Source organism: Pseudomonas sp. SK3(2021) (assembly GCF_016772375.1).
Taxonomy (GTDB): domain Bacteria; phylum Pseudomonadota; class Gammaproteobacteria; order Pseudomonadales; family Pseudomonadaceae; genus Aquipseudomonas; species Aquipseudomonas chlororaphis_I.
Map to the genome: position 1 here is coordinate 5,851,641 of NZ_CP061943.1, position 26,291 is coordinate 5,877,931.

Sequence of the window (26,291 nt, forward strand, 5' to 3'; positions counted from 1 at the left end):
TGCGATCGGCTGCGCCGGAGACGCAAACTTGAGATCGCTTGAAGGTCCTGCGGCCCCTATCGCAGGCTGCGCCAGCGGCCACAGGAAGCATGGAACTCCTGTAGCCGCTGTCGAGCCCCGCGAGGCTGCGATCGGCTGCGCCGGAGACGCAAACTTGAGATCGCTTGAAGGTCCTGCGGCCCCTATCGCAGGCTGCGCCAGCGGCCACAGGAAGCATGGAACTCCTGTAGCCGCTGTCGAGCCCCGCGAGGCTGCGATCGGCTGCGCAGGAGACGCAAACCGGCTGCCGCGGCGGACCAGATCGCCCCGGGAGAGCGGTCGCGAATGGCAGGTCAGAAATCGAAGAACACCGTCTCGCCTTCCCCCTGGATGCGGATATCGAAGCGGTACGCCCGCTGCCCATCCACTTCGCAGGGATGCGCCAGCAGGGTTTCGCGCCGTTGCGGCTGCTCGATCAGGTTCAGCACCGGGCAGGCGGCGTTGGCTTCGGCTTCGTCGGCGAAGTACAGGCGGGTGTGCAGGTGGATGTTGATCCCCCGGGCGAACAGCGCCACGTTGATGTGCGGCGCCATCGGCACCCCGGCGGCATTCTTCACCACGCCCGGCTTGACCGTGTGCAGCGTCCATTCGCCGGCATCGAAGGTAGTGGCCGTGCGACCGAAGCTGTTGAAGGCTTTCTCCGAATCGAACACGGGGTCGTAGACACCCTCGTGGTTGGCTTGCCAGAACTCGAGGAACGAGTCGCGCACCAGGTGGCCGTTGCCGTCATACACATGGCCGATCAGCAGGATCTTTTCCCCCTGGGCGTCAGGCCCGGCCATCCGGTTCCAGATCTCGTCGCTGCGGGTCGGGTTGCCCGCGGCAGCCAGCGCCAGGCCGATGTGCACATAAGGGCCGGCCGTTTGCGAGGGGGTTTCAGGCAGCAATTGGATAGGCATGGCGGGGCTCCTCAGCAATTTTCGAAGTGGGTCTTGCGCTGGCCGCGCAACACGATGTCGAAGCGATAGGCCAGGCAGTCCATCGGGTTGGCGCTGCTCATGTCCAGGCGCGCGATCAGGCTCTGCACCGCTTCCGGGTTGGCGATCGACTTGACGATCGGGCACAGCGGAATCAGCGGGTCGCCTTCGAAATACAGCTGGGTGATCAACCGCGTGGCGATCGACGGCCCGCTGATGGAGAAGTGGATATGCGCCGGGCGCCAGTCGTTCGGGCCGTTGCGCCACGGGTAAGGGCCGGGCTTGATGGTGCGGAAACTGTAGTAGCCGTCACGGTCGGTCAGGGCCCGGCCGACGCCGCCGAAGTTCGGGTCCAGGGGCGCCAGGTAGCGGTCGTTCTTGTGCCGGTAGCGGCCACCGGCGTTGGCTTGCCACATCTCCACCAGGGTGTGGGGAATCGGCTGGCCGTACTGATCGCAGACCCGACCGGCCACGATAATTCGCTCGCCCACCGGCAAGCCGCCATTATTGAAGTTGAGCAGCAGGTCGTTATCGAAACGCCCGGTCTTCAGATGGGAAAAATCGGGGCCGCTGGTTTCGCTCAGCGATTGCGGGATGCTCACCAGCGCCTGGCGCGGCGAACGGGCCACGGAGGTCTTGTAGTCGGGGGTCAGGGCCTTGGGATGCCAATTACGGTCACGGATAACGAAACGACTGCTGTCTGCATCAGACATGTCGATCTCCTGTTGTTTGATTTATGGAGCGCAGCCCACGCAGTTTCAAACAACGGCAGCCCGACGACTATTGAAAAGGCCCATCAATAACATAACCAAAAGGTTATGGATAACGCCCCTCGCGATAGGCCTGCCCAACCTCCCGCAGCACCTCGACGCACCACTGCGCCGCCAGCGACAGCGGCAGGCTGGCGTTGCTGGAGATACCCACCGAGCCGCCCGGCTCGCGCTGCCCCAGGTCGATCTCGCGCAGCTCGCCATTGGCCAGGTCCAGGCGCACCGCGTCCAGCGGGGCGATCCACAGCGCATCGCTGGACAGTGCATAGCGCCGGCTCAAGGCCACCGAGAGGGTTTCCAGGCGCTGGCGCGACTGGCTGATGCCGCACTGCACGAACAGGCTGTCGGCGAACTTGCGAATGGTGGTGCCGGCCAGCGGCAGTACCAGCGGGTACTGCTCCAGCGCATGCCGGTCCAGCGGCCCGTGCAGCAACGGATGATCGGGACGCGCCACCAGGGTCATGGACTCACTGTACAGATGCTCGAAGCTCAGGCCCTGGATCTGCGGGCTGTCCGTCATGCGCCCGACCACCAGGTCGACATCGCCGACCCGCAACTGCGACAGCAGGTAGTCGCTGGGACCGGTGACCACGCTCACCACCAGCGCCGAATGCCGTTCGTGCAGGCGCCGCACCACCTCCGGTAGCAGCAGGCTTTCGGCAGTCGAGAGCACCCCCAGGCGCACCACGCCGGCGGCATATTCACCGCCACGCAAGGTATTCACCCCTTCGCGCAGGGCCTGCACCGAGGGCCCGGCGTAACGCAGAAAAGCCATGCCCGCATCGGTCAGGCTGAGCCCGGCCTTACTCCGGGCGAACAGCCGGGTGTCGAGCAGCTCCTCCAGTTCCTTGAGGGTCTTCGACATCGCCGGCTGGCTCACCGCGAGCACATCCGCCGCCCGCGCCAGGCTGCCCTGGCGAGACATTTCAAGAAAACATACGAGGTGACGGAATTTGATGCGGGTATCGATGTTCAAAGAAGGCCCCGGCGGTGTCGCGATAGAATCGATGCGGCTGCGGGCAATGGTAGCGCGCATGCAAAAGGCTGACGACCGGACTGGCGTCGGCCCTGCTCACCAGCAACACTGACCAGCACATTAAAACGAGGATTCACCCATGCTTTGGAAAAAGGGACGGCGCAGCGACAACGTGGTGGATGCTCGCGATGACAGTGGCGGCGGTGGAGGCGGCGGTCTGCGTTTTGGCGGCGGCAAGGGCCTGAGCCTGACCGCCATCATCCTGATCGTCGGCATCGGCTGGGTTACCGGCCAGGACCCGCTGCAAATCCTCGGACAACTCGTCGGGCAGATGGATCAGTCCTCGGCGCCCGCCACCACCCAGCAGACCCGCCAGGCGCCGCCGGCCAATGACGAGCAGGCGGAGTTTGTGCGCTCCATCCTCGGCGACACCGAAGACACCTGGGGCCAGATCTTCCAGCAGGCCGGACGCGCCTACCAGCAACCCAAGCTCATCCTGTTCCGCGGCCGGGTGAACTCTGCCTGCGGCTCGGCGACTTCCGCCACCGGCCCGTTCTATTGCCCGGCCGACCAGCAGGTGTACCTGGACATGGACTTCTTCCGCGAGATGGACCAGCGCTTCTCGGCCGCCGGCGACTTCGCCCAGGCCTACGTGATCGCCCACGAAATCGGCCACCACGTACAGACCCTGCTCGGCGTCTCGGCGAAAATCCAGGCGGCCCGCCAACAGGGCCGGCAGATGGAAGGCGACGGCGGCCTGCTGGTGCGCCAGGAACTGCAGGCCGACTGCCTGGCAGGTGTGTGGGCCAACCATGCGCAGAAGCGCCTGAACTGGCTGGAACCGGGGGATATCGAAGAAGCCCTGAACGCCGCCAACGCCATCGGTGACGACCGCCTGCAACAGCAAGGCCAGGGCCGCGTGGTACCGGACTCTTTCACCCACGGCAGCTCGGCACAACGGGTGCGCTGGTTCAAGGCCGGCTTCACTCAGGGCCAGGTTGGCCAGTGCGACACCTTCGCGGCGAAAAGCCTGTAATGCGCCGAGCGCTGGCGCTGGTCACCTTATGGCTGGTCTGCGCCAGCACACAGGCGGCCGTGCAGGGCGTCAAAACGATCAGTCCCACGCGGCTGGACCTCGAAGGCGGCGAACTGGCCATCGGCCTGAGCCAGGATTGGCAGCAGCCGTTGCCCGAGATCCAGCGGGCATTGATCATCGTCCACGGGCGCCTGCGCAACGCCCAAACCTACCTGCACAGCGCCGAACAGGCCGCCAGCCAGGCCGGGCAAAGCGCGACCACCCTGGTGATCGCGCCGCAGTTTCTCAATCAGCGCGATATCGCGCGTCACCGGCTACCCGCTTCGCTGCTGCGCTGGCAGGGCAATGACTGGATGGCTGGCGAGCCGTCCAGCGGGCCCAGGCCACAAAGCTCTTATGCGGTGCTGGACGCGATCATCACGCGGCTGAGCGATCGCCAGCAGTTTCCGTCCCTGACCGAGATCGTCATCGCCGGCCACTCCGGTGGCGCCCAGGTAGTGCAGCGCTTTGCCCTGCTCGGCCTGCGGCATCCGGGCCTGGAGGATGACGGCATCAAGCTGCGCTATGTGATTGCCAACCCGTCGTCCTATGCCTACTTCGACGAGCAGCGCCCGGTGAAGGTCGACGCCGGCGCGTGCCCCGGTTTCAACCACTGGAAGTACGGCCTGCTCAAGCGGCCTGCCTATGCCGCCGGCCAGACCGCGCAGCAACTGGAACAGCGCTACGTCAAACGCGACATCACCTACCTGCTGGGCAAACAGGACACCGACCCGCACCACCCGGCGCTGGACACTCGCTGCGCCGCCGAGGCCCAGGGCGCCTACCGGCTGATTCGCGGGCACAACTATTTCGACTACCTGAAACAGCGCCATCCGCAGGGATTGCAACAGCAGTTGATCGAAGTGCCCGGGGTCGGGCATGACGGCGACAAGATGTTCACTTCGCCCGAGGGGCAGAAGGCATTGTTCGGCCAATAGACGTAGCGGTGTCCGGAAGGACGCTATCGCGAGCAAGCTCGCTCCTACAGTAACGATGACGGTCGCAGGTCCCGTGAACGCCTCATATGCCTGTAGCGAGCTTGCTCGCGATAAATCTCAAACCGACAACATCCGCTTCAGGACCACGCAATCCTCGGCATGCCAGTCGGCCAGTTCCGGCCATGGGTTATCCGGCAGGTTCACCAGCACCGTGTGGGTGCCCGCCGCACGACCGCAATCAAGGTCGAAGCGGTAGTCGCCGACCATCACCATCTCAGCCGGCGCCACCTCCCAGGCCGCGGCCAGTTTCAGCAAGCCGCCGGGGTGAGGTTTGGGTGGCGCTTCATCACGCCCCAGCACGTCCTCGACGGCAAAGCAGTCGGCCAGGCCGATGGCCTCCAGGGTGACATGGGCCAGCTCCCGCGCATTGCGGGTCAGGATGCCCAGCCGATAGCCCCGGGCCGCCAGCTCCCGCACCAGCTCCACCGCCCCCGGCGCCGGCCGCGACCCCAGGGCCAGGTCGCGTTCGTGCTCCAGCAGCCAGGCGTGTTTCGCCGCGGCTTCGGTGGCGGGCAACGCCGCGAGGTGGGTCAGGATGTCGTGTTCCGCAGGGATCCCCAGCGCTTCGCGGATGGCCGCGAAATCATGCACGGCCACCGTCAGGGTGCCGTCCATGTCGAACACCCAATGACGAACCTCGGCCAGGCTCATGCCCAGTCCTTGCGGTGGCGGATCAGGCCTTCCTGGGTCACCGACGCCACCAGCTGGCCGGCGCGGTTGAACACGCTGCCGCGGGAGAAACCGCGGGAATTGCCGGCCCACGGGCTGTCCATGGCATACAGCAGCCAGTCGTCGGCACGCAGGTCGGCATGGAACCACAGCGCGTGGTCGAGGCTGGCGACCTGCATGTCCTTCTGCCACACCGACTTGCCGTGGGGCAGCATCGAGGTGGTCAGCAGGCCGAAGTCCGAAGCGTAGGCCAGCAGGTATTTATGCAGCGCGGGAATGTCCGGCAACTCGCCGTCGGCGCGGAACCAGACATATTTGATCGGGTCCGCCGGCTGCGGGTTGTAGGGATCTTTCTCGGTCACCGGGCGCACTTCGATGGGCTTGGGGCACAGCAGTTTTTCGCGCATGTGCTCGGGGATCAGGTGCGCGCGCTGCTGGGTGATCTCCAGCTCCGACGGCAGGTTTTCCGGGCCGACCACCTGGGGCATCGCGTCCTGGTGCTCGAAACCTTCCTCGTCGTACTGGAACGAGGCGCTGCAGGTGAAGATCGGGTTGCCCTTCTGGATCGCCGTCACCCGGCGAGTGCTGAAGCTGCCGCCATCGCGCACCCGGTCGACCTGGTACACCACCGGCAACGCCGCATCGCCCGGGCGCAGGAAGTAACCATGCAGCGAATGCACATGGCGCGCCTCTTCGACAGTCTGGCTGGCCGCGGACAGGGACTGGCCCAATACCTGGCCGCCGAACAGCTGGCGGAAGCCCAGGTCCTGGCTACGACCGCGAAACAGGTTTTCCTCGATCGGTTCCAGGCTCAACAGGTCGACCAGATCATCCAACACGTGGCTCATTCAGACTCTCCTCACACAGAGCAATACCGCGCAGTCCTGGCTGTCGCGGTCGATTCAATCGGGTTCACGCACATGGGCATACTCCAGATGCCCCCGACCTGCTATCCATGCAAGGTTTCCAACCATTGTTCGCGGTTGATGCGATACAGCACATGATGACGCAGCGGATGCTCGCTGCCGAGCTTTGGATGATCGAAATCGTCGTGCGCATCGTGTTGCATGCCGATGGCCTGCATGACTTTCTGCGACGGCAGGTTGTTGGTGGTGGTGAAGGCGACGATTTCCTTCAGCGCCAGGCGATCGAAGCCACAGCGCAGCGCGGTCCAGGCCGCTTCGCTGGCATAGCCCAGGCCCCAGTGCTCGCGCGCCAGGCGCCAGCCGATTTCCACCGCCGGGGTGAACGGCGCTTCGAAGCCCACCACGCCCAGCCCGGTAAAACCGATAAAGGCGCCGGTGTCCTTGCGCTCCAGCGCCCACGTGCCAAAACCGTGCTCGGCGAAATGCCCACGTATCCGACCGATCAGCGCGGCGCTTTCCAGGCGGCTCAAGGGGGCTGGAAAGTAACGCATCACTTGCGGATCGGCACACATCGCCGCAAACGCTGGCAAATCCTCGTCGCGCCACTGGCGCAACAGCAGTCGAGCACTTTCAAGTTGCAGTATCGGCTCCATCATCCCCTCCATTTTCATGCGCGCCAGTTTACATCGCTGGTAGGATCCTTTTCGGATTCCTACATGAAATTGCCATGCCACTGCCGCTGATCTACCACGACGACTACAGCCCCGAGTTCCCGGCGGAGCACCGCTTCCCCATGGACAAGTTTCGCCTGCTGCGCGACCACCTGGTGGACAGTGGCCTGGCCCGCGATGCCGACCTGCTGCGCCCGGAGTTGTGCCCGAAGGAGATTCTCGCCCTGGCCCACGACCCTGGGTATATCGAACGTTATATGGCCGGCGAGTTGTCGCGGGAAGACCAGCGGCGCCTTGGCCTGCCCTGGAACGAAGCCCTGGCCCGGCGCACTGTGCGCGCTGTCGGCGGCTCGCTGCTGGCCGCCGAACAGGCCCTGGAGCATGGCCTGGCCTGTCACCTGGCCGGGGGCACCCATCACGCCCACTACGACCACCCGGCGGGCTTCTGTATCTTCAACGACCTGGCGGTGATCAGCCATTACCTGCTCGAAGCCGGGCGGGTCGGCCGGGTGCTGATCTTCGACTGCGACGTGCACCAGGGCGACGGCACCGCGCGGATTCTCGAACATACCCCGGACGCCGTGACCGTCTCGCTGCATTGCGAAAAAAACTTTCCGGCGCGCAAGGCCACCAGCGACTGGGACATCCCCCTGCCCATGGGCATGGGCGACGCCGATTACCTGAAGGTGGTCGACGATGCCCTCAATTACCTGCTGCCGCTGTACCAGCCGGACCTGGTGCTGTACGACGCCGGGGTGGATGTGCACAAGGACGATGCCCTGGGTTACCTGAAGTTGACCGACCAGGGCGTCGCCGACCGCGACGAACAGGTGATGCGCCATTGCCTGGGCCGCGACATCCCGGTGCTCGGGGTGATCGGCGGTGGCTACAGCAAGGACCGCCAGGCCCTGGCGCGCCGCCACGGCATCCTCCATCACAGTGCGCAACGGGTGTGGACGTCATCAGGTTGTCACTGAAAGCTGGGGCCTTACCCACAATGACTGTGGAGCCGCTTGTGGATAACCTGAGCGCAAGCGGCCGCAGGCCAGGCTGGCCGTGCCCTACAGACAGGCGATCATTTTTTGATCAGGCCCGATAAACACTGCTGAATGCTACGAAGCGGGAGCATAAATAGTGATGCCGCTGGAGGTCCTGCGGACCTTTCGCAGCCTGCGGCAGCGGCTACAAAAACCTTCATCAGGTGGTCATGAAATTGTGGGTGCCTTACCCCCAATCTCTGTGGAGCTGCTTGTGGATAACCTGAGCGCAAGCGGCTGCAGGTCAGGCTGGCTGTGCCCTACAGACAGGCGATCATTTTTTGATCAGACCCGATAAGCACTGCTGAATGCTACGAAGCGGGAGCATAAATAGTGATGCCGCGGGAGGTCCTGCGGACCTTTCGCAGCCTGCGGCAGCGGCTACAAAAGCTTCATCAGGCGGTCATGAAATTGTGGGTGCCTTACCCCCAATCTCTGTGGAACCGCTTGTGGATAACCTGAGTGCAAGCGGCTACAAGCCAGGCTGGCCGTGCCCTACAGACAGGCGATCATTTTTTGATCAGGCCCGATAAGCACTGCTGAATGCTACGAAGCGGGAGCACCAATAGAGGCCGCTGGAGATCCTGCGGACCTTTCGCAGTCTGCGGCAGCGGCTACAAAAGCCTTCATCAAGCAGTCATGAAACTGTGAGCGCCTTACCCCCAATCTCTGTGGAGCCGCTTGTGGATAACCTGAGTGCAAGGCGCTGCAGGCCATGCTGTACAAGCCCTGCCGAGCACTGAACATTTTTTGATCAGCCCCTGCATAAGCTGCCGCGGGGCGCATGGAGCATTGGCGACAGGCCTGCCTCGGGTAGAATGCCCGGCTTATTCCGCCACGCCACCGCCCGCCATGACCTTATCCAGCCCCACCCTGCCCCATCACGTCGCCATTGTCGGTGGCGGCCCCGCCGGCTTGATGGCGGCCGAGGTACTGAGCCTGGCGGGCATCCGCGTCGACCTCTACGACGGCATGCCGTCGGTGGGCCGCAAGTTCCTGCTGGCCGGGGTCGGCGGGATGAACATCACACATTCCGAGGCCTACCCGGTCTTCCTCTCGCGTTATGCCGAGCGGGCCCCACAGATAGCCCCGCTGTTGCGCGAGTTCGGCAGCGAGGCACTGTGCCAATGGATTCACGGCCTGGGCATCGAGACGTTCGTCGGCAGCTCGGGCCGGGTGTTCCCCTCCGACATGAAAGCCGCGCCGCTGCTGCGCGCCTGGCTCAAGCGCCTGCGCGATGCCGGCGTGGTTATCCACACCCGTCATCGCTGGCTCGGCTGGAATGCCGATGGCAGCCTGCGCATCCACAGTCCGGAAGGCGAAAAGTCGGTCCAGGCCGATGCCCTGCTGCTGGCACTGGGCGGCGGTAGCTGGGCACGGCTGGGGTCGGATGGGGCCTGGATGCTGCCGCTGGAACAGCGCGGCGTGCAACTGGCGCCCCTGCAACCGAGCAACTGCGGATTCGAAGTGCAGGACTGGAGCGATCTGCTGCGCAGCAAGTTCGCCGGCGCCCCGCTGAAGAACGTGGCCATCGGCCTGAACGACGACATCCCCCGCCTCGGCGAATGCGTGATCACCACCACCGGGATCGAGGGCAGCCTGATCTACGCGCTGTCGGCGCCGATTCGGCAAGCCATCAACCGCCACGGCTCGGCCACCGTGCATATCGACCTGCTGCCAGGCAAACCCCATGACCGGATCCAGGCCGCGCTGAGCAAGCCACGGGGCTCGCGCTCCATGGCCAAGCACCTGCACAGCCAGCTGGGCATCGACGGGGTCAAAGCCGCGCTCTTGCGCGAACTGACCACTGCCGATTGCTTCGCCGACCCAGCGCGGCTGGCCAAGGCGATCAAGGCCCTGCCGTTGACCCTGGTGAGAACCCGGCCCCTGGATGAAGCCATCAGCAGCGCCGGCGGCGTGACGTTCGAGGCCATGGACCAACGCTTGATGCTCAAGCAATTGCCCGGCGTGTTCTGCGCCGGGGAGATGCTCGACTGGGAGGCGCCCACCGGCGGCTACCTGCTCACCGCGTGTTTCGCCAGCGGGCGGGCGGCGGGGTTGGGGATGATCGAATGGTTGCGGGAAAAGGCTTGAGACCGGTGTCCATCCTGTAGTCGCTGGCGCAGCCTGCGATCGGCTTGGGCGGCATTCCGACGCCGCGGCCGCAAAACCAAACGACCCGGCTTCTCTAGAAAACCGGGTCGTTCTTTTTTGCGAGGGTTACGCCCTCGATCGCAGGCTGCGCCAGCGGCTACAGCAGCGAGCGGTGTTGACCGCTCGCCAGGCTTACGGCTTGCGCTTGCGCGGCCCGGTGTTGAACGCCGGCACCTTGCGCACCGGTTTCACCGCCGGGGCTTCGGCCACTTCGCCGCTGTCCACCCACTTGCCCAGGTTGCGCTTGCCGCCACCGCCGGACGCCTTGGGCTTCTTCGGCTTTTTCGGCTTCTTGATCACCTGGCCGCTGGCGTCGGTTTCCGGCACCCGGTGGTCAGGGATGAAGTCCGGCTCGTCATGGCGCTTGAGGGTCTGGCGGGTCAGCATTTCAATGGCCGAAAGCAAGTTCACTTCATCGGCGCACACCAGCGAGATCGCCTCACCGGTGGAACCGGCACGGCCGGTACGGCCGATGCGGTGGATGTAATCCTCGGCGACAATCGGCAGGTCGAAGTTGACCACCAGCGGCAGGTCCTCGATGTCCAGGCCACGGGCTGCCACATCGGTGGCCACCAGGATCTGGATCTCGCTGGCCTTGAAGCGGTCCAGCGCGCGCTGACGGGTGGCCTGGGGTTTGTCGCCATGGATGCCGTCGGCATTCACGCCCTGGCCCTGCAGCCTTTCCACCAGTGCGTCCACGCCGTTGCGGGTCTTGGCGAACACCAGCACCTGCTTCCAGCGGTTCTTGCGCAGCAGGTGGCTGAACAGCTCCGGCTTGCGCTTCTTGTCCACCGTCACCACCCATTGCTTGACGGTGTTGGCGGCAACGTTGCGCGGGCTGACTTCGATGCTCAGCGGGTCATTGAGCATCTGCCCGGCCAACAGGCGGATGGCATCGGAGAAGGTCGCGGAGAACAGCAGGGTCTGGCGCTTTTTCGGCAACGCCGCGTAGATGTCCTTCAGCTCTTCGGAGAAACCCAGGTCGAGCATGCGGTCGGCTTCGTCCAGCACCAGGGTCTGCAACTGGCTGAACTTCACCGCGTTCTGCCGGTACAGGTCGAGCAGGCGACCCGGGGTCGCCACCAGCAGGTCGATGCCTTTGCGCAACTTCATCATTTGCGGGTTGATGCTGACACCGCCGTACACCGCGTAGGTGCTCAACGGCAGGTGTTCGGCGTACTGGCGCACGCTCTCGTGCACCTGTTCGGCCAGCTCGCGAGTCGGCACCAGGATCAGCGCGCGCACCGAGTTGCTGGCCACTTTCGGCCCTTCCAGGGTCAGCGATTGCAGAAGCGGCAAAGCGAAGCCGGCGGTCTTGCCGGTGCCGGTCTGCGCCGCGGCCATCAGGTCGCGACCACCCAGCACCGCCGGAATGGCTTGCGCCTGCACCGGCGTCGGGGTCTGGTAGCCAAGCGTTTCGAGGGCGCGCAGCAAGGGTTCGATCAAGCCAAGAGTGGCGAATGTCATGGGGATACCGTAGGAAAAATGTCAGCGCAGGTGTGCAATGGGCGGCAGTTTACCCTAATTGTGAGGGTGTTCTCTGCGGCCCGGGCACAACAGGCCGGCACAAAAAACGCCGGGCATTGCCCGGCGTTTTTGATTCCGCGCCAACCGGCCACTTCAAGCCGTGGCTTCTTCCTGTATCGCGGCGGCTTTGGGCTTGCGCCACTGCGGCAGGCCGATCAGCACCACGGCGCTGATGATCACCACCATCGCCAGCGCCTCTTCCAGGCCAATGGTCTCGCCGACAAACACGATCCCCAGCAACACCGCCACCGCCGGGTTGACGTAGGCATAGCTGGTGGCCGCCGCTGGGCGTACGTGCTTGAGCAGGTACATGTAGGCGTTGAAGGCGATGATCGAGCCGAAGCCGATCAAATACGCCAGGGCCGCCCAGCCTTCCAGGGGCGGAACGGCGGCCAGTTGCTCGCCGCTCAACCAGCTGCCGATCAACAGCACCACGCCGCCCACCAGCATCTCGACGGCACTGGCCATCGCCCCTTGCGGCAACGGCAGGTGCTTGCTCCACACCGAACCAAAGGCCCAGGCCGCCGCCGCGAACACCAGCAAGGCCGCGCCGATCGGGCTTGACTGCAGGTTGGAACCAAGATTGAGCATGGCAATGCCGATCAGCCCGAGGACGATCCCGGCCCATTCCAGGCGGGTGTTGCGCGCGCCCCAGAAATAACCGCACAGCAGGGTGAACAGCGGCACCGTGGCCACCGCCAGGGCTGCCACTCCGGACGCCACGCCCATGTGTTCGGCAACGGTGACCGCGCCATTGCCACAGCTCAGCAGCAAGATGCCGATCACCCCCGCCGCCCGCCATTGCGCCCAGGTCGGTGCCGGCGCCCCGCGCCAGCGCAGGAAGCCGTACATCAGGCTACCGGCGATGACGAAACGAATGCCGGCGAGCATCAGCGGCGGCCAGTATTCGACACCGATACGGATCACCAGGTAGGTCGACCCCCAGATCACGTACAGCGCAAAAAAAGCGGCAATCAAAGGCAAGGGAAAACGACGTAGGCCAGGCATGGGAAGCTCGAAGACAGGCAAGGGAGAGGGCTTATTCTAGAAAGCCGGCCGACGGAACTTAAGCTACAAAACCTGTTTAAAGCGCCAGTACACTTTTCAAAACACGGAGATTGTGGCTATAACCCATGCTTTCGAAAGTTGCTGTATTGGGAAGCCTTATCATGGACAAATATGACCGCATGCTCCTCGCCGCCCTGCTGGAAAATGGCCGGGCGAGCTACGCCGAACTGGCGCGCAAGGTGAACCTCTCCGCCCCGGCCGTGGCCGAACGGGTGGCCAAACTCGAAGCCAGCGGGGTGATCACCGGCTACCAGGCCAAGGTCGACCTGGCCAAGCTCGGGCTGCCGATCCAGTGTGTGATCGAACTGCGCATGGCCCAGCACGGCAATCAGAAAGCCTACGACGAACTGAGCCGGATCCCGCAACTCACCGAATGCCAACGGGTCACCGGCGATCCGTGCGTGATCATGCGCGCCGCCGTCGGCTCGATGCCGGAGCTGGAAGAGCTGATCAACCGCGTTGCCCAGTTCGGTTTCAGCAAGACCTCGATCGTGCTCTCCAGCGCCATCGAACAGCGCGTGCCGCTGGGGCATCTGGAAAGCAACGGCAAATAAGCCAATCCACGCCGCCTGTAGCCGCCTGTAGCCGCTGCCGAGCCCCAGCGAGGCTGCGGATCGGCTCCGCAGGAGACGCGCTCTTGAGGGCCTTGGAAGGCTCTTCGAGCCTTATCGCAGCCTCGCCAAGGCTCGGCAGCGGCTACAGATGGCTACAGGCGGCTACAGGGGTTGCGGGTCAGGCGCCGCGATGACGCTTGAGGTGTTCGCCGATCTTGGCGGCCGGCACTTTCTGCAATTTGCACAGGAAGTCGTGGGACAGCTCGCGCAGCCCGTGTTTCTGCCGCAACTCCAGCGCCAGGTGCGCGGTGAGGTTGGCGGCCATTTCCGCGTCGGCCATGGCCCGGTGAGCCTGGCCGGTATGGGGCAGGCTGGCGAACGTGGTCAGCGTGCCGAGCTTGTGATTGGGCGCCGCCGGCATCAGCCGGCGCGCCAGCAACAGGGAACAGGCGAAGTTTTGCAAGCGGGTGCGCTTGATCCGGCCCAGTTCGTAGTCCCAGAACTTCTGGTCGAACGCGGCGTTGTGCGCCAGCAGCGGCGTGGTGCCGACGAACTCGTTGACCTCGTTCATCACCTGCTCGGCCGGCGGCGCGCTGCGCAGCATGGCGTTGCTGATGCCGGTCAGCTGTTCGATGAAGGCCGGCACCCGCACGCCGGCATTCATCAGGCTCTGGTAACGCTCGACGATGCGCCCCTGCTCAAGGATCACCACGGCGATTTCCGTGGCCCGGCAACTGCTGCTCGGGGAGATCCCGGTGGTTTCAAAGTCGATGACTGCGATGCGTTCCAAACCTGTCCAGCTCCATACGAAAAATTGTCAGATCAGCTTTTGAGCAGCAGCGCGCCTTCGATCGGCACGTAGCGCGTGGCCGCGCGGATCAGCGAATTGGCGGTCAGCCCCGGCACGCCATAGGCAACCGCTTCGACGCCGTGCTTGTTGATGATGCGCTCGAGCAACAGGTCGAAATCGCCGTCCCCGGAGGCCAGCACCACTTCGTCGACATGGGCGGCGGCGTCCATGATGTCGATGGTGATACCCACGTCCCAGTCGCCTTTGGCCGAGCCGTCGCTGCGCTGGATATAGGGTTTGAGTTTTACCGTGAAGCCCAGGTTGCGCAGGATCTGCTGGAACTGCTGCTGCTTGCTGTCGCCCCGGTCGATCGCATAGGCATAGGCCTCGACTATCTGCCCGCGTTGGCTGATATCGGCCCACAGGGCGGCATAGTTGAAGTGACAGCCATAGGCCTGGCGCACGGTGTAATAGAGATTCTGGACATCGGCGAACACAGCGATTTTCTTCACCGCTTATCCTCATGGCGCTCACGCGCGCGAACTGGGCCGGGACTCAACCCCTGAAAAAGTCGCCCAGTATGCCAGCCAGAAGGAAGGTTCCGCGAATAATCGGTGTTGTAAGGTCCGAAGCGCAGTAGCGTTCCGGACCGATGGCGATCAGACGAAGGAATCGTCGTCGGAAAAGAACGAGCTGTCGTCGTTGCCGTAGTCGGCATCGCTGAAGCCGCCCTGGTCGTTGTTGCCCCAGGAGTCGTTGTTGGCCATGCGCTGCTCGTCATTGCCCCAGCCACCTGCGTTGTCGCTGGCGGGTGCCGGTTCTTCCTTGATCACTTCGACGATTTCCTGCGGCTGCTGGTTGCCGTGGAACAGGCTGCTGAGGCCTTGCGCCAGCATCACGCCCCCCGCCACGCCGGCGGCGGTCTTCAGTGCGCCGCCGAGGAAGCTGCTGCCCGCCGCGGCCGGAGCCTGCTGGGGTGGCGCGGCATAGTTTTGCTGGGGATAGCTCTGTTGCGGCGCGCCGAAGTTCTGCGGCGGCGGGTTGAACGCCGGCCGTGCTGGCTCGCGCCAGCCACCGCCGGACGAGGCCGGAGCGCTTTGCGTCGACGCCGGCTGCGGATCGCGGGAACCGCCACCGAAGATGCTCGAAAGGAACCCGCCGCCGCTGGGCGCCGGTGCCGCGGCCTGGGACCTGGCTTGTTGCAGTTCGGCCTGCAGTTGCTGGACCTGCTGGGTGAGTTGCTTGTTCTGCTCGTCGAGGCTCTTGATGGCCGCCTCTTGCACCAGAATCGCCTGGGTCATGAAATACCCGGCGCCAGGCTGCCGGGCCAGATGCTCCTTGATCCGCGTCTCGGCCTGGGCGTCGCGCGGGGCTGAATCCTTCTCGGCTTGCTGCAACCGTGAAAACAGTCCATCGATCAGGGTTTGCTCTTCGCTGTTCATGGCGACCTCTTTAGATTGCCGGTAAAAAACGGGGCCTTGTCCGTTATGCACAAGGTGCAACCAGTAATGGGGCTGCCCAGCGGGCTTTCAATGGCCTTTACCTAAGGTTTACGTTTGCTCGCCCCGGGGTCGCATCGGTTAAAGTGTCCAACCGCTTTTTGTGATCTGCGATAACCACTGATGAATCCGTTAACCGTTCTGCGCGACTCCCTGTACTTCTGCCAGCGCAACCTGGGGCGCATCGTCCAGCTGTGCCTGCCGCTGGTGGTCCTCGAAGCGCTGCTGCAGCAGGCGGTCGACCGCTCGCTGGGCCCCGAGGCCTTTCCCGGCTACAGCGTGGTCGTCGGCCTGCTGATCTACCCGCTGTACACCGGGGTGCTGATCCTGTTCCTCGATGCCCGCAGCCGTGGCGAGTCGCCACTGGCCCGCGACCTGCTCGCCGCGACCGTCAGCCTGTGGCCGCGTTTTGCCCTGCTGACCGCCATCAACACCCTGCTGATCTTGCTGGGCCTGTCGCTGTATTTCCTGCCCGGGCTGTGGCTGATGGTGACCCTGGCCTTCGCCGAATACCTGCTGGTGCTCAAGGGCCTGCAACCGCTGGCCGCGATCAAGGAAAGCTTGCGCCTGACCCGCGGGCACTTCCTGCGGATCCTGGTCTGTATCCTGGCCGTGATGGCCCCACTGTGGGTGCTCAAGGGCGCCAGCCTGGCGGCGTATCCCGAGCCCGGCCCGATGCTGTCGCTGCTGATCGAAAGCGCCCACAGCTTCCTGCAGTTGTTCACCAGTGTGGTGGTATTTCGCCTGTTCATGCTGATCGGCGATTTGCCTGACAAGCAATGACGCAGTATCCGACCGCTCTGCCCCTTGGGCCGCGGCCCCGCTCTCGGTTATGCTCGGGCTCAATCCAGCAACGCCATAAGCCGAGCCGATGCCCCGTCCATTTCGCTTCATCCTCCTGGGCCTGCTGATCAGCGCAGGCCTGTTGTCAGCCCTGGTCTACAGCCTGACCTGGCGCCCCGACGCCAAGGAGTCGCTGCCGGTCGCCTGCGCTGGCAAGGCGCCCAACCTGGTGCCGGGCCAGGCGCTGAAGGTGATGACCTGGAACCTGCAGTACCTGGCGGGCAAGCGCTATGTGTTCTGGAACGACCAGGCCCGGGGGCCGGATGAGCGCCCGACCCTGGAAGACATGGCTTTCAGCCTGGACGAAGTGGCCCGGGTGATTCGCGACGAGCAGCCGGACATCGTGCTGGTGCAGGAACTGGATGATGGCGCCAAGGCCAGCGACTACCAGGACCAGCTCAAGCTGCTGCAGGAACGCCTGACCGACCTGTATCCCTGCAGCACCCAGGCCTTCGACTGGAAGGCCGATTTCGTACCCTCCCCGCACATCTTCGGCAGCGTCGGCCGGCAACTGGCGACCTTGAGCCGCTACCGCATCGAACACGCCGAACGCCTGCAATTGCCGGTGCCCGAGGCCAAATTCATCAGCCGCCAGTTCCAGCCGAAAAATGCCGTGCTGGTGAGCTACCTGCCCTTGAGCGACGGTGGGCAGATGGCAGTGCTCAACACCCATCTGGACCGCGCGACGAAGCCCGACGACACCCAGCAAGCCCAGGTGAACGCGGTCACCAGGATCCTCGACCGCTTCGAGGCCCGCGGCACGCCCTGGCTGATCGGCGGCGACTTCAATCTGCTGCCCCTGGGCCAGTACCAGCGGCTCGCCCCCGAACAACGCACGCCCTATTCCGCCGACAGCGCGCTGCACAGGCTCTGGGACAAGTACCCGATGATCCCCACCAACAACGAAGCCAGCGGCATCGACCGCGCCCTGTGGCTGACCCACTACCCCAACGATCCGGCCCTGAGCGGCCCGGATCGCACCGTCGACTACCTGTTCCACAGCCCGCGGATCAAACGGGTCGAGGCCCAGGTACGACAGGACGACACCCTGCGCATCTCCGACCACCTGCCGCTGATCGCCCGCTTCCTGCTGCCCGCCGCGTTGTAGCCGCTGCCGCAGGCTGCGATCGACCTGGGCGGCATTCCGACAACGCGGGCGCAAGATCTTGAGACCGCTGAAGGCCTTCGCCTTATCGCAGCCTGCGGCAGCGGCCACACGGTGGATTACTTGCGCGGTTTGGCGCGGGCCGTGGCTTCGGCCACCAGCGGATCATCCGGCCAGTAGTGTTTCGGGTAGCGGCCCTTGAGGTCCTTCTTCACCTCGGCGTAGGTGCTGCGCCAGAAGTTCGCCAGGTCCTGGGTGACCTGCACCGGCCGTCGTGCCGGGGACAGCAGGTGCAGCTTGACCACCTGCCGGCCACCGGCGATCCGTGGCGTTTCCGCCAGGCCGAACAGCTCCTGCAGGCGCACCGCGAGAATCGGTGGCTGCTCGCTGTAGTCGAGGCGGATCGACGAGCCGGACGGCACCGTCAGGTGGTGCGGCGCCAACTCGTCCAGGCGCTGCGGCAATGGCCATGGCAGCAGGTTGTGGACGATGCTGGCCAGCTCCAGGTTGGCGAAGTGGCTGAGGCGCGAAACCTTGCCCAGGTACGGCAGTAGCCAGCTCTCCAGGCTCTTGAGCAAGGACGCGTCGCTGACATCCGGCCACTCGCTTTCGCCCTTGGCCTCTAGATCGAGCTGGCGCAACAAGGCCACCCGGGCCTGCCACTGGCGCAGTTCCGGGGTCCAGGGCAACAGTTCCAGGCCCTTGCGCCGCACCAGGTTGACCAGGGCCTGGCACCGCGCCGCCTCGTCCAGCCCGGTCAATGGCTCGCGGCTGAGCACCAGTTCGCCGACCTTGCGCTGGCGCTCGGCGCGCAACACGCCTTCGCGCTCGTCCCAATCAAGCTGGTCGACGCTGCGCACCTGCTCGGCCAGGACCGAGTCGAACAGCGCCGGATCGAAATCCGCCGCCAGGTAGATGCGCTCCTCCCGCTGCCCCTGGCGACTGCCCAGGTCGGCGATCACCAGCCAGGGTTGCTTCATCAGGCTGTCGGTCTCGCTGAACAGCGCCGCGCGACCGTTGGCCAGCCGGTATTCGGCACCGCCAGGGCGGCGTTGCTGGGCGACCCGATCCGGATAGGCCAGCGCCAATAAGGCGCCCAGCCAGCGTGGATGGTCCGGGTCCGCCACCGCCTGGCTCGGCTGCCCACGCAGGTAACCGCGGTACTGCCGGGCCAGTTGCCGAGCCCGCTGTACGCCGCCCTGGGCGCCGCGGGCCGCACGCTCCTCGCCGGACAGCAGCACCAGGCGGCTATGCAGGTCGGCACCGCCACCGCGCAGGATGTCGCGCTCGCCGAGCAAGGCGGCGACGTCGCAGGCCATGTTCGCCAGCCCCAGGGCCTGGCCGCGCAACAGCAGATGGGCAATGCGCGGATGGGCCGGCAACTCGGCCATCGCCTGGCCATGGGCTGTCAGCTTCCAGTCCTCGCCGGCTTTGGCTGTCAGGGCACCGAGGCGTTCGAGCAGGTCCTGGGCCTGGGCATAAGCCGCACCGGGCGGCGCATCCAGCCACACCAGTTGCGTCGGCGTCACACCCCAGCGCGCCAATTGCAGGGCCAGGCCTGCCAGGTCCGCCTGGAGAATTTCCGCACTGCCATAGGCCGCCAGCTGTTCGTGCTGGTCCTGGGACCACAGGCGATAACACACGCCCGGCTCCAGGCGCCCGGCCCGCCCGGCGCGCTGCGTGGCGCTGGCGCGGGAAACACGCTGGGTGTCGAGACGGGTCATGCCGCTGCCCGGGTCGAAACGCGGCACCCGCGCCAGCCCGGCATCGACCACCACGCGCACACCGTCGATGGTCAGGCTGGTCTCGGCGATATTGGTCGCCAGCACCACTTTGCGCTTGCCAGACGGCGCCGGCTCGATGGCCGCGCGCTGCGCCGCCAGGTCCAGTTCACCGTGCAGCGGACAGAGCAGAATCTCCGGGCGTTCGCCCACGGCATCGGCCAACTGCTGATGCACCCGGCGGATCTCGGCCTGCCCCGGCAGGAACACCAGGATGCTGCCGCTTTCATTGTCCAGCGCTTCAAGAATGGTCTGCACCAGCCGCGATTCGATGAACTCGCCCGGCTGGAAGGGCCGCCCCCAACGCACATCGACCGGGAACATGCGGCCTTCGCTGCGCAGGATCGGCGCGTCGTCCAACAGCCCGGCCAGGCGCTCGCCCTCCAGGGTCGCCGACATCAGGAGAATTTTCAGGGGGTGCTCGTCGCGGAACAGATCGCGGCCATTGAGGCTCAAGGCCAGGGCCAGGTCGGCATCGAGGCTGCGCTCGTGGAATTCGTCGAAGATCAAAAGGCCGACGCCTTCCAGCGCCGGATCGTCCTGCAGGCGGCGGGTCAGGATCCCCTCGGTGACCACCTCGATACGGGTGTTCGGGCCGACCTTGCTGTCGAGGCGAATGCGGTAGCCCACGGTTTCGCCGACCTTTTCCCCCAGCTCGCTGGCCAGCCGTTCGGCCGCCGCCCGCGCCGCCAGGCGCCGTGGTTCGAGCATGAGAATGCGTTGTCCGGCCAGCCAGGGTTCGTTCAACAGGGCCAAAGGCACGCGGGTGGTCTTACCGGCGCCGGGCGGTGCTTCGAGCACGGCCTCGTGGCGTGTCGCCAGGGCTTCACGCAGGGCGGGTAAAACTTCATCAATTGGCAAAGAATTCATGCTGGCTCCCAAACAGAGGCGCGAGTATAACGGCGAACTGCCTGGCGTTAATCACGGTCTGAATTCATACCGGCAACGCTTCAGCCTTGCTCTCTCGTGTCTGTTCAGGAGATTTACATGCGTATTCCCTTCCGCATCATCGGTGGCGTCCTGGTTGCCACCCTGCTGACTCAGCTCACCGCCTGCGGCTCGATCTTCTTCCCCGACCGGCGCGGCCAGATCGACGGCAAGATCGACCCTTTGGTAGCCGTGCTCGACGCCGTGGGCCTGCTGTTTTATGTGATCCCGGGGCTGATTGCCTTTGGCGTCGACTTCGCCACCGGCGCCATCTACCTGGAACCGGGCAAGACCGCGCAGATCGACCCGCACAAGCTGCAGCAAGCCATAGGCGCCGACGGCCAAGTCGATAACCACAAGTTGCAGGCTATCCTCGAAAGCGAGCTGGGCCGCAGCTTTCCGCTGGACGATCCACGCCTGGTCCAGCACCAGGGCAGCACCCAGCAGTTGGCCCTGTACGGTCTGCAACCGGCAGCCTGACCCTCACGCTTCTTGAAGGAACAAGCCTTGTATGAGCAGTAGCCCGGAACACGCGCGCCTGTTGCGCCTGGCGACCCGCGCCTCGCTGGCGGTGGCCAGTATCCTGATCGTGGCCAAGGCCATCGCCTGGTGGCTGAGCGGCTCGGTCAGCCTGCTGGCCGGCCTCACCGACTCGCTGCTCGATGGCGCCGCGTCGTTCCTCAACCTGCTGGCCGTGCATTACGCCCTGCGCCCGGCCGACGCCGATCACCGCTACGGCCATGGCAAGGCCGAGTCCTTGTCGGGCATAGCCCAGGCGCTGTTCATCGCAGTGAGCGCGGTGCTGATCGGGGTACAAGCCGTCGAGCGCCTGCAGAACCCCGAACCGCTGGGCGCGCCCTGGATCGGTATCGGCGTGATGCTGCTGTCCCTGGCGCTGACCATGGCGCTGCTGATGGTGCAACACCGAGTGATCCGCGAAACCGGCTCCACCGCGGTGCGCGCCGATTCGCTGCACTATCGCTCCGACCTGCTGCTCAACGGCAGCATCCTGCTGGCGCTGGTGCTGGCCAGTTTCGGCTGGCAGCAACTGGACGCCTGGTTCGGCCTGGCCATTGCCGTCTACATCCTGTGGAGCGCAATCCACATCGCCCGCGAAAGTGTGGCAGTGCTGATGGATGAGGAGTTGCCGCTCGAGGTCAGCCAGCACATGCTCGAACTGGTATGCGCGGTGCCCGGGGTACTCGGCGCCCACGATCTGCGTACGCGGATTTCCGGCAACCACTGGTTCGTGCAACTGCACCTGGAATTACCGGGGGAGCTGACCCTGTCGGTGGCCCACGGCATCAGCGATCAGGCCGCCGAGGCGATTCATGCGGCCTATCCACGGGCCGAGGTGCTGGTGCACGCCGACCCGCAGGAAGCGGTGATGGCCGCCCGGGCTCAGTAAGTCACCTGATAGCCGCGCGAGCTCAGGCAACCGCCCTGGGCCTGGCGGTAGGTCTGGACCACCTGCGGCGCCGGTGGATAGGTCATCGTCGCCGGGTCGAAGCCGCTCTGCTGCACCGCCCAGCGATAACAGTCGTAGCGGTCCTGATTGATCTGCTGCGGGCTCTGGCCTCTGACCGGATAGGCCAGCACGTTGTAATCATTGCCGGCCTGCGGCGGCGGGCTGGCCACCGGCGGCTCGACCACCACGTAATGCTGGGTACTGGCCTCGTAGATGTAGTAGGCACCCGCGGCCAGGAAGAACAGCGCACTACCGATCCACACCTCTCGCGCGTAGTCCGGCAAGTAGGCCACGCGAATCCCGTAGGGTGGGCGCACCACTATGTAGCGCGGTCCCTGTGGGCGGTACCAATAGCCACCGGAGAAGTAATAGTCCCGGCCACGATAAGGCACGCGGTAATGCCGGTCCGGAAAACGATCGATCACATAACCTGGCCGATACTGAGGGCCGGGGCCCCAGCCATTGCCACGACCGTCCGGACGGCCCGGCCAGCGATAGTCGTAGGGGCGCGAGCCCGGTCCGCCAGCCTGCCAATGCGGGTTGTAGTCATTACGGCGCGGGATGTCCTGGTAATAACCCTGGCGCGGTTCCTGGGTCTGGCGGACGGTATCGGGGCGGCCCTGGATCGGCAGGTTGGCGGACGGCTGTGCCAGTCGTCCCCGCCCTTGATCATTCGGCCCGTGGTTCTGCCAGCGCCCATTCTCGACGTTGCGCTCGAACTGCTGGCTGTTGTCGCCACGAATGATTTCAGGCGGCTGGTTTTCGCCGCGCCCCTGCCCCTTGCCCGGGCGCCCCTCGCCACCGCGCTGGCCGCCATCGTGGCCACCGCGACCGTCATTGCGGTTATCGCGGTCATCGGCGAGCCCCTGCGCACTGACGCTCACACACAGCAAACCAACGCCTGCCAAACGCCAGATGCGCGATTTCATGCTATTCCTCACTACGGATAGGGGCCTGTAGATAAGACTGGAAAATCCCAGGCCGGTTCTGCCACAGGTTATCAGTCGCAACACTTATTTATTGAGGGCGCCACGGGATATTTCCTGGCGTGCAGGCAATAAAAAAGGGGGACCCGTCGGCCCCCCTTTGAGAACTTCATCCGTGCTCGACGCTTATGACGCCGGCTCACCTCACGCCGTCTTCTGGACAGTGTGTAGCCCGGGGCCGGCTCAACCCTGTGGGATTGGCGGCCGCGGCAGGCCTGATTCGGCGGGCCGCAGTGGACTCTATGTCCGGGCAGTGATTCTGGTGATAAGAATAGGCCTGGCGTGCCGACAGAGGATTGCGAAGATTGCTCTATAAAACATGACTTGCGCAATTTTTAACCCAGGATAGATAATATCGCGCAATAGTTATGACAAAGGCCTGATCCATGAGCAAACTCGACCGATACGACCTCAGCATTTTGGCGGAATTGCAGCGCGACGCCCGCATCTCCAATCAGGAACTGGCCGAACGTATCGGCCTGTCGCCTTCGCCGTGTTCGCGTCGGGTCAAGCAGCTGGAAGACGACGGCTACATTTCTCGCCAGGTCGCCCTGCTGGACCGCAAGATGCTCGGCCTGAGCCTGACCGCCTACGTGCTGATCGGCATGGACCGCCACACCCCCGAGCGTTTCGAGAACTTCGAGGCGGCGATCCGCAGCCTGCCGCAGGTTCTCGAATGCAGCCTGGTGACCGGGATGGACGCCGACTACCAGCTCAAGGTGGTGGTGCCGGACATGGACCACTACCAGAAACTGCTGCTGGGCCATCTGACCCGCATCGAAGGCGTGACCAGCGTCCGCTCCAGCTTCGTGCTCAACCAGGTGCTCAACAGCACCGAATTGCCGCTGACCCACCTGCGCAACTGATCTGCTTCCCTCTGCAGGAGCAAGGGGGACCACCCTGTTCTTGCTCGCGATAAATGTTCCTGGCTACACATCACCTGACCCCAGAGATCGCTATCGCGAGCAAGCTTCGCTCCTACAAGGGCCCCGATGGTGTGACGACGAAGCGCACCTGGATCAATGCCCGCTCGCGGCCCCTTGGCGTATACTCGCCCCCGCCTTTTTAGCCTTGCCCGCGCTGGAGATGTTCGATGGATCCTGCAGTATTCGAAGAGTGGATGATGACCGGCCTGGTGACCATCCTGATCATTTTCATGGCCTTCATCGTCTGGGATCTGGCGAAGAAGTCCAAGGCCGGACGCTTCGGCTCGTTCATCCTGTTCTTCGTCCTGGGCCTGGGCGTGGCCGCATTCATCATCAAGAGCGTGGTGATCGGCCTGATCGAATCCGGCGCCTTATAAGCGCGCCGGAACCTCCTTCCACTGGCCCTGATCGAGCCCCTCGATCGTCCAGTCGCCGATCCTGACCCGCACCAGGCGCAATGTCGGCAAGCCCACGGCAGCGGTCATGCGCCGCACCTGGCGATTGCGCCCTTCACGAATGATCAACTCCAGCCAACTGGTGGGCACGCTCTTGCGAAAGCGCACCGGCGGGTTGCGCGGCCACAGCTGCGGCTCTTCCAGCTGCCGGGCTTCGGCCGGCAGGGTCATGCCGTCATTCAATTCCACGCCATCGCGCAGACGCTGCAATTGCTCGGCCGTGGGCTCGCCCTCCACCTGCACCCAATAAGTCTTGGCCAGCTTGTGTTTGGGATCGGCGATGCGCGCCTGCAACTGGCCGTCGTTGGTCAGCAGCAGCAAGCCTTCGCTGTCGCGGTCCAGGCGGCCGGCCGGGTAGATGCCGGGTATCGCGATGAAGTCCTTGAGGGTCGCCCGCCCTTCGCCGTCGCTGAACTGGGTCAGCACATCGAAGGGTTTGTTGAACAGGATCAACTTCGGCTCGGCCGGTGGCGCCTTGGCAACACGGCGCGGCACGGAAGACAGCGAAGGATTCTTCACGCCAGGGCGGCGGGAAGCGGGACGAGGAGGACGAGACATGGTGAAAAGAACATCTAACGGTCAGGGCCGACCATGCTAGTGGCCTGACCGTTAAATGGCCATCCCGCGATCAGCGGAACGGCGGCTCGTCGAAGCTGCGCAGTTTGCGCGAGTGCAGCGAGTTGAGCTCGGTACGCAGCAGATCCACCGCGGCGATACCGATCTTCAGGTGCTGGCTGACCGCGCGCTCATAAAAGGCGTTGGCCGAACCTGGCAGCTTGATTTCGCTGTGCAGCGGCTTGTCCGAGACGCAGAGCAATGTGCCGTATGGCACCCGCAGGCGATACCCCTGGGCGGCGATGGTGCCGCTTTCCATGTCCACCGCTACGGCGCGGGACAGATTGATCAGCGGACGCTCCTGGGCCCAGCGCAGCTCCCAGTTACGGTCGTCGTAGGTCAGCACGGTGCCGGTGCGCAGGCGTTTCTTCAGATCGTCGCCCTTCTCGCCGGTGACGTTGGCGGCAGCCTGCTGCAGCGCCAGCTGCACTTCGGCCAGGGCCGGAATCGGAATGTTCGGCGGCACCACACGATCGAGAATACCGTCGCGACGCATGTAGGCGTGGGCCAGCACGTAGTCGCCGATGGTCTGCGACTGCCGCAGGCCACCGCAATGGCCGATCATCAGCCAGCAATGCGGACGCAATACCGCCAGGTGGTCGGTGATGTTCTTGGCGTTGGACGGGCCAACCCCGATGTTCACCAGGGTCACGCCGTGGCCGTCGCTGGCCTGCAGGTGATAAGCCGGCATCTGGTAGCGGTGCCAGACCACCCCGGCGGCGATCGACGAAGCTTCGCCGTGGTCCATGCCCTTCTCGATGATCACATTGCCCGGCAAGACCATGCGCACGAACCGCGGATCGCTGCGCAGCTGTTCAAGACCGTGGGTGATGAACTGGTCGACATAACGGTGGTAGTTGGTCAGCAGGATCCATGGCTGCACATGGCGCCAGTCGCTGCCGGTGTAATGCACCAGGCGACGCAGGGAGAAATCCACCCGTGCGGCATCGAACAGCGCCAGGGGCAGCGGATGGGTGTTTTCCCAATCGTACAACCCGTCGGCGATGCCATCGGTGGCGGCGGACAGGTCGGTGCTGGGAAACACCCGCGCCAGTACCGCGGCGGTGACGCCGGAACCAGCCAGTTCATCGCCCTGCTCGACCACGTACGGATACGGGATGTTCTGCTCGCTGACGCCCACTTCCACGGTCACGGTGAAGTCGTGCATCAGAGGCACCAGCTGTTCCAGCAGGTACTTACGGAAGGCGGCGGGATGGGTGACCGTGACGCTGTAGGTGCCCGGCAGCTGGACCTTGGCGTAGGCCCGGGTGGTCTGCGGGACTTCGCCCTGGCAGTGATAGGTCAGGCGCAACTCCGGGTAACGGAACAGGGCGCGCTGTTCGGCGTCGGGCTCGACGCGATCCTTGAGGTAACGCTTGAGCGCCTGGCTCAGCGACGTGGTAGCCCGCTCATGCAAAGCGGCAAGCCGGTCCACGGCTTGCTCGGCGGTTTGAACGACAATAAAAGCTTCGGTCACGGTAAGCATCCTGTGTTCTGATCTTGCAGGCCTTCATCTTGCCTGCAACACCGTCTCACGGGAACAACGGAATATCTGCCAGGAACGAGCCTGCTCGC

The 26,291-nt window shown here is 64.6% G+C and carries 26 protein-coding genes; 11 read left to right on the forward strand and 15 right to left on the reverse strand.

The window, feature by feature from the left end:
- Positions 1-332 precede the first annotated feature (332 nt).
- The 3 genes from pcaG to pcaQ form a co-directional block, all read right to left on the reverse strand.
- Positions 333-938, reverse strand: a complete 606-nt coding sequence (gene pcaG / locus IF690_RS25940; RefSeq protein WP_202698000.1) for a protocatechuate 3,4-dioxygenase subunit alpha — start codon at positions 936-938, stop codon at positions 333-335.
- An 11-nt stretch (positions 939-949) separates the two neighbouring features.
- Positions 950-1,669, reverse strand: a complete 720-nt coding sequence (gene pcaH / locus IF690_RS25945; RefSeq protein WP_009050995.1) for a protocatechuate 3,4-dioxygenase subunit beta — start codon at positions 1,667-1,669, stop codon at positions 950-952.
- A gap of 103 nt (positions 1,670-1,772) precedes the next feature.
- The gene (pcaQ, locus tag IF690_RS25950; protein ID WP_202698001.1) at positions 1,773-2,702 is read right to left on the reverse strand and encodes a pca operon transcription factor PcaQ; all 930 of its coding nucleotides are present in this window, start codon (positions 2,700-2,702) and stop codon (positions 1,773-1,775) included.
- Between the two features lie 139 nt (positions 2,703-2,841).
- Here pcaQ and ypfJ point away from each other — a divergent pair, with 139 nt between their 5' ends.
- Both ypfJ and IF690_RS25960 read left to right on the forward strand, forming a co-directional pair.
- Positions 2,842-3,738, forward strand: a complete 897-nt coding sequence (ypfJ, locus tag IF690_RS25955; protein WP_202698002.1) for a KPN_02809 family neutral zinc metallopeptidase — start codon at positions 2,842-2,844, stop codon at positions 3,736-3,738.
- Positions 3,738-4,715 carry an alpha/beta hydrolase gene (locus IF690_RS25960; protein WP_202698003.1) on the forward strand — a complete coding sequence of 326 codons (978 nt, stop codon included), beginning with the start codon at positions 3,738-3,740 and terminating at the stop codon, positions 4,713-4,715. The genes ypfJ and IF690_RS25960 overlap by 1 nt, the downstream gene beginning before the upstream one ends.
- A 117-nt stretch (positions 4,716-4,832) precedes the next feature.
- Here IF690_RS25960 and IF690_RS25965 read toward each other — a convergent pair whose 3' ends face one another.
- The 3 genes from IF690_RS25965 to IF690_RS25975 all read right to left on the reverse strand — a co-directional run bounded on the left by IF690_RS25965 (position 4,833) and on the right by IF690_RS25975 (position 6,963).
- Positions 4,833-5,426 (reverse strand): HAD family hydrolase, encoded by a 594-nt coding sequence (locus IF690_RS25965; protein WP_202698004.1) that lies wholly within the window; start codon positions 5,424-5,426, stop codon positions 4,833-4,835.
- Positions 5,423-6,292, reverse strand: a complete 870-nt coding sequence (gene tesB, locus IF690_RS25970) for an acyl-CoA thioesterase II (protein ID WP_202698005.1) — start codon at positions 6,290-6,292, stop codon at positions 5,423-5,425. The genes IF690_RS25965 and tesB overlap by 4 nt, the downstream gene beginning before the upstream one ends.
- Positions 6,293-6,393: 101 nt before the next feature.
- Positions 6,394-6,963, reverse strand: a complete 570-nt coding sequence (locus IF690_RS25975; protein ID WP_202698006.1) for a GNAT family N-acetyltransferase — start codon at positions 6,961-6,963, stop codon at positions 6,394-6,396.
- Positions 6,964-7,037: 74 nt separating this feature from the next.
- Between IF690_RS25975 and IF690_RS25980 the strand changes: the two genes are divergently transcribed.
- Positions 7,038-7,958: a histone deacetylase family protein gene (locus IF690_RS25980; RefSeq protein WP_202698007.1), complete on the forward strand. Its 921-nt coding sequence runs from the start codon at positions 7,038-7,040 to the stop codon at positions 7,956-7,958.
- A 912-nt stretch (positions 7,959-8,870) separates the two neighbouring features.
- Positions 8,871-10,112, forward strand: a complete 1,242-nt coding sequence (locus tag IF690_RS25985; RefSeq protein ID WP_202698008.1) for a TIGR03862 family flavoprotein — start codon at positions 8,871-8,873, stop codon at positions 10,110-10,112.
- A gap of 192 nt (positions 10,113-10,304) precedes the next feature.
- On the opposite strand, the gene rhlE1 is transcribed toward IF690_RS25985, so the two are convergent.
- Complete coding sequence (rhlE1, locus tag IF690_RS25990; RefSeq protein ID WP_016703731.1) at positions 10,305-11,639, reverse strand: RNA helicase RhlE1; 1,335 nt, start codon at positions 11,637-11,639, stop codon at positions 10,305-10,307.
- A 153-nt stretch (positions 11,640-11,792) separates the two neighbouring features.
- Positions 11,793-12,707: a drug/metabolite exporter YedA gene (yedA, locus tag IF690_RS25995; RefSeq protein ID WP_202698009.1), complete on the reverse strand. Its 915-nt coding sequence runs from the start codon at positions 12,705-12,707 to the stop codon at positions 11,793-11,795.
- Positions 12,708-12,868: 161 nt separating this feature from the next.
- On the opposite strand from yedA, the gene IF690_RS26000 reads away from it, so the two are divergent.
- Positions 12,869-13,321 carry an Lrp/AsnC family transcriptional regulator gene (locus tag IF690_RS26000; protein ID WP_009051006.1) on the forward strand — a complete coding sequence of 151 codons (453 nt, stop codon included), beginning with the start codon at positions 12,869-12,871 and terminating at the stop codon, positions 13,319-13,321.
- 178 nt (positions 13,322-13,499) lie between these two features.
- Here IF690_RS26000 and IF690_RS26005 read toward each other — a convergent pair whose 3' ends face one another.
- The 3 genes from IF690_RS26005 to IF690_RS26015 form a co-directional block, all read right to left on the reverse strand.
- Positions 13,500-14,111, reverse strand: coding sequence for a 3'-5' exonuclease (locus tag IF690_RS26005; protein ID WP_016703733.1), 612 nt, complete (start codon positions 14,109-14,111; stop codon positions 13,500-13,502).
- Between the two features lie 32 nt (positions 14,112-14,143).
- Positions 14,144-14,623 (reverse strand): NYN domain-containing protein, encoded by a 480-nt coding sequence (locus IF690_RS26010; RefSeq protein WP_023969253.1) that lies wholly within the window; start codon positions 14,621-14,623, stop codon positions 14,144-14,146.
- A gap of 147 nt (positions 14,624-14,770) precedes the next feature.
- Positions 14,771-15,553, reverse strand: a complete 783-nt coding sequence (locus IF690_RS26015; RefSeq protein WP_202698010.1) for a DUF2076 domain-containing protein — start codon at positions 15,551-15,553, stop codon at positions 14,771-14,773.
- Positions 15,554-15,733: 180 nt separating this feature from the next.
- Here IF690_RS26015 and IF690_RS26020 point away from each other — a divergent pair, with 180 nt between their 5' ends.
- Positions 15,734-16,393: a DUF7847 domain-containing protein gene (locus IF690_RS26020; protein ID WP_202698011.1), complete on the forward strand. Its 660-nt coding sequence runs from the start codon at positions 15,734-15,736 to the stop codon at positions 16,391-16,393.
- Between the two features lie 88 nt (positions 16,394-16,481).
- Entirely contained in the window at positions 16,482-17,561 is a 1,080-nt protein-coding gene (locus IF690_RS26025; RefSeq protein ID WP_202698012.1) for an endonuclease/exonuclease/phosphatase family protein, read from the forward strand.
- Between the two features lie 116 nt (positions 17,562-17,677).
- Here IF690_RS26025 and hrpB read toward each other — a convergent pair whose 3' ends face one another.
- Entirely contained in the window at positions 17,678-20,209 is a 2,532-nt protein-coding gene (gene hrpB, locus IF690_RS26030) for an ATP-dependent helicase HrpB (protein WP_202698013.1), read from the reverse strand.
- 117 nt (positions 20,210-20,326) lie between these two features.
- On the opposite strand from hrpB, the gene pmcY reads away from it, so the two are divergent.
- Together pmcY and IF690_RS26040 are read left to right on the forward strand one after the other, a co-directional pair.
- Positions 20,327-20,746 (forward strand): periplasmic Zn2+ metallochaperone PmcY, encoded by a 420-nt coding sequence (pmcY, locus tag IF690_RS26035; protein ID WP_202698014.1) that lies wholly within the window; start codon positions 20,327-20,329, stop codon positions 20,744-20,746.
- Positions 20,747-20,777: 31 nt separating this feature from the next.
- Positions 20,778-21,674, forward strand: a complete 897-nt coding sequence (locus IF690_RS26040; protein ID WP_202698015.1) for a cation diffusion facilitator family transporter — start codon at positions 20,778-20,780, stop codon at positions 21,672-21,674.
- On the opposite strand, the gene IF690_RS26045 is transcribed toward IF690_RS26040, so the two are convergent.
- Positions 21,668-22,663, reverse strand: a complete 996-nt coding sequence (locus IF690_RS26045; RefSeq protein WP_202698016.1) for a DUF6515 family protein — start codon at positions 22,661-22,663, stop codon at positions 21,668-21,670. The two genes, IF690_RS26040 and IF690_RS26045, sit on opposite strands and share 7 nt — an antisense overlap.
- A 443-nt stretch (positions 22,664-23,106) precedes the next feature.
- On the opposite strand from IF690_RS26045, the gene IF690_RS26050 reads away from it, so the two are divergent.
- Together IF690_RS26050 and IF690_RS26055 are read left to right on the forward strand one after the other, a co-directional pair.
- Positions 23,107-23,586, forward strand: coding sequence for an Lrp/AsnC family transcriptional regulator (locus IF690_RS26050; RefSeq protein WP_009045772.1), 480 nt, complete (start codon positions 23,107-23,109; stop codon positions 23,584-23,586).
- A gap of 227 nt (positions 23,587-23,813) precedes the next feature.
- On the forward strand, positions 23,814-24,023 hold the full coding sequence (locus IF690_RS26055; RefSeq protein ID WP_007927060.1) for a DUF2788 domain-containing protein: 210 nt from the start codon (positions 23,814-23,816) through the stop codon (positions 24,021-24,023).
- Here IF690_RS26055 and IF690_RS26060 read toward each other — a convergent pair.
- Entirely contained in the window at positions 24,018-24,659 is a 642-nt protein-coding gene (locus tag IF690_RS26060; protein ID WP_252189519.1) for a pseudouridine synthase, read from the reverse strand. The genes IF690_RS26055 and IF690_RS26060 overlap by 6 nt on opposite strands.
- A gap of 70 nt (positions 24,660-24,729) precedes the next feature.
- Positions 24,730-26,202, reverse strand: coding sequence for an AMP nucleosidase (amn, locus tag IF690_RS26065; protein ID WP_202698017.1), 1,473 nt, complete (start codon positions 26,200-26,202; stop codon positions 24,730-24,732).
- Positions 26,203-26,291 lie beyond the last annotated feature (89 nt).

Excerpts from the sequence above, each read along its gene's own strand:
- pcaG (WP_202698000.1), bottom strand. The coding sequence starts at position 938 with ATGCCTATCCAATTGCTGCCTGAAACCCCCTCGCAAACGGCCGGCCCT.
- pcaH (WP_009050995.1), bottom strand. The coding sequence starts at position 1,669 with ATGTCTGATGCAGACAGCAGTCGTTTCGTTATCCGTGACCGTAATTGG.
- ypfJ (WP_202698002.1), top strand. The coding sequence starts at position 2,842 with ATGCTTTGGAAAAAGGGACGGCGCAGCGACAACGTGGTGGATGCTCGC.
- IF690_RS25960 (WP_202698003.1), top strand. The coding sequence starts at position 3,738 with ATGCGCCGAGCGCTGGCGCTGGTCACCTTATGGCTGGTCTGCGCCAGC.
- IF690_RS25965 (WP_202698004.1), bottom strand. The coding sequence starts at position 5,426 with ATGAGCCTGGCCGAGGTTCGTCATTGGGTGTTCGACATGGACGGCACC.
- tesB (WP_202698005.1), bottom strand. The coding sequence starts at position 6,292 with ATGAGCCACGTGTTGGATGATCTGGTCGACCTGTTGAGCCTGGAACCG.
- IF690_RS25975 (WP_202698006.1), bottom strand. The coding sequence starts at position 6,963 with ATGGAGCCGATACTGCAACTTGAAAGTGCTCGACTGCTGTTGCGCCAG.
- IF690_RS25980 (WP_202698007.1), top strand. The coding sequence starts at position 7,038 with ATGCCACTGCCGCTGATCTACCACGACGACTACAGCCCCGAGTTCCCG.
- IF690_RS25985 (WP_202698008.1), top strand. The coding sequence starts at position 8,871 with ATGACCTTATCCAGCCCCACCCTGCCCCATCACGTCGCCATTGTCGGT.
- rhlE1 (WP_016703731.1), bottom strand. The coding sequence starts at position 11,639 with ATGACATTCGCCACTCTTGGCTTGATCGAACCCTTGCTGCGCGCCCTC.
- yedA (WP_202698009.1), bottom strand. The coding sequence starts at position 12,707 with ATGCCTGGCCTACGTCGTTTTCCCTTGCCTTTGATTGCCGCTTTTTTT.
- IF690_RS26000 (WP_009051006.1), top strand. The coding sequence starts at position 12,869 with ATGGACAAATATGACCGCATGCTCCTCGCCGCCCTGCTGGAAAATGGC.
- IF690_RS26015 (WP_202698010.1), bottom strand. The coding sequence starts at position 15,553 with ATGAACAGCGAAGAGCAAACCCTGATCGATGGACTGTTTTCACGGTTG.
- IF690_RS26020 (WP_202698011.1), top strand. The coding sequence starts at position 15,734 with ATGAATCCGTTAACCGTTCTGCGCGACTCCCTGTACTTCTGCCAGCGC.
- IF690_RS26025 (WP_202698012.1), top strand. The coding sequence starts at position 16,482 with ATGCCCCGTCCATTTCGCTTCATCCTCCTGGGCCTGCTGATCAGCGCA.
- hrpB (WP_202698013.1), bottom strand. The coding sequence starts at position 20,209 with ATGAATTCTTTGCCAATTGATGAAGTTTTACCCGCCCTGCGTGAAGCC.
- pmcY (WP_202698014.1), top strand. The coding sequence starts at position 20,327 with ATGCGTATTCCCTTCCGCATCATCGGTGGCGTCCTGGTTGCCACCCTG.
- IF690_RS26040 (WP_202698015.1), top strand. The coding sequence starts at position 20,778 with ATGAGCAGTAGCCCGGAACACGCGCGCCTGTTGCGCCTGGCGACCCGC.
- IF690_RS26045 (WP_202698016.1), bottom strand. The coding sequence starts at position 22,663 with ATGAAATCGCGCATCTGGCGTTTGGCAGGCGTTGGTTTGCTGTGTGTG.
- IF690_RS26050 (WP_009045772.1), top strand. The coding sequence starts at position 23,107 with ATGAGCAAACTCGACCGATACGACCTCAGCATTTTGGCGGAATTGCAG.
- IF690_RS26055 (WP_007927060.1), top strand. The coding sequence starts at position 23,814 with ATGGATCCTGCAGTATTCGAAGAGTGGATGATGACCGGCCTGGTGACC.
- IF690_RS26060 (WP_252189519.1), bottom strand. The coding sequence starts at position 24,659 with ATGTCTCGTCCTCCTCGTCCCGCTTCCCGCCGCCCTGGCGTGAAGAAT.
- amn (WP_202698017.1), bottom strand. The coding sequence starts at position 26,202 with ATGCTTACCGTGACCGAAGCTTTTATTGTCGTTCAAACCGCCGAGCAA.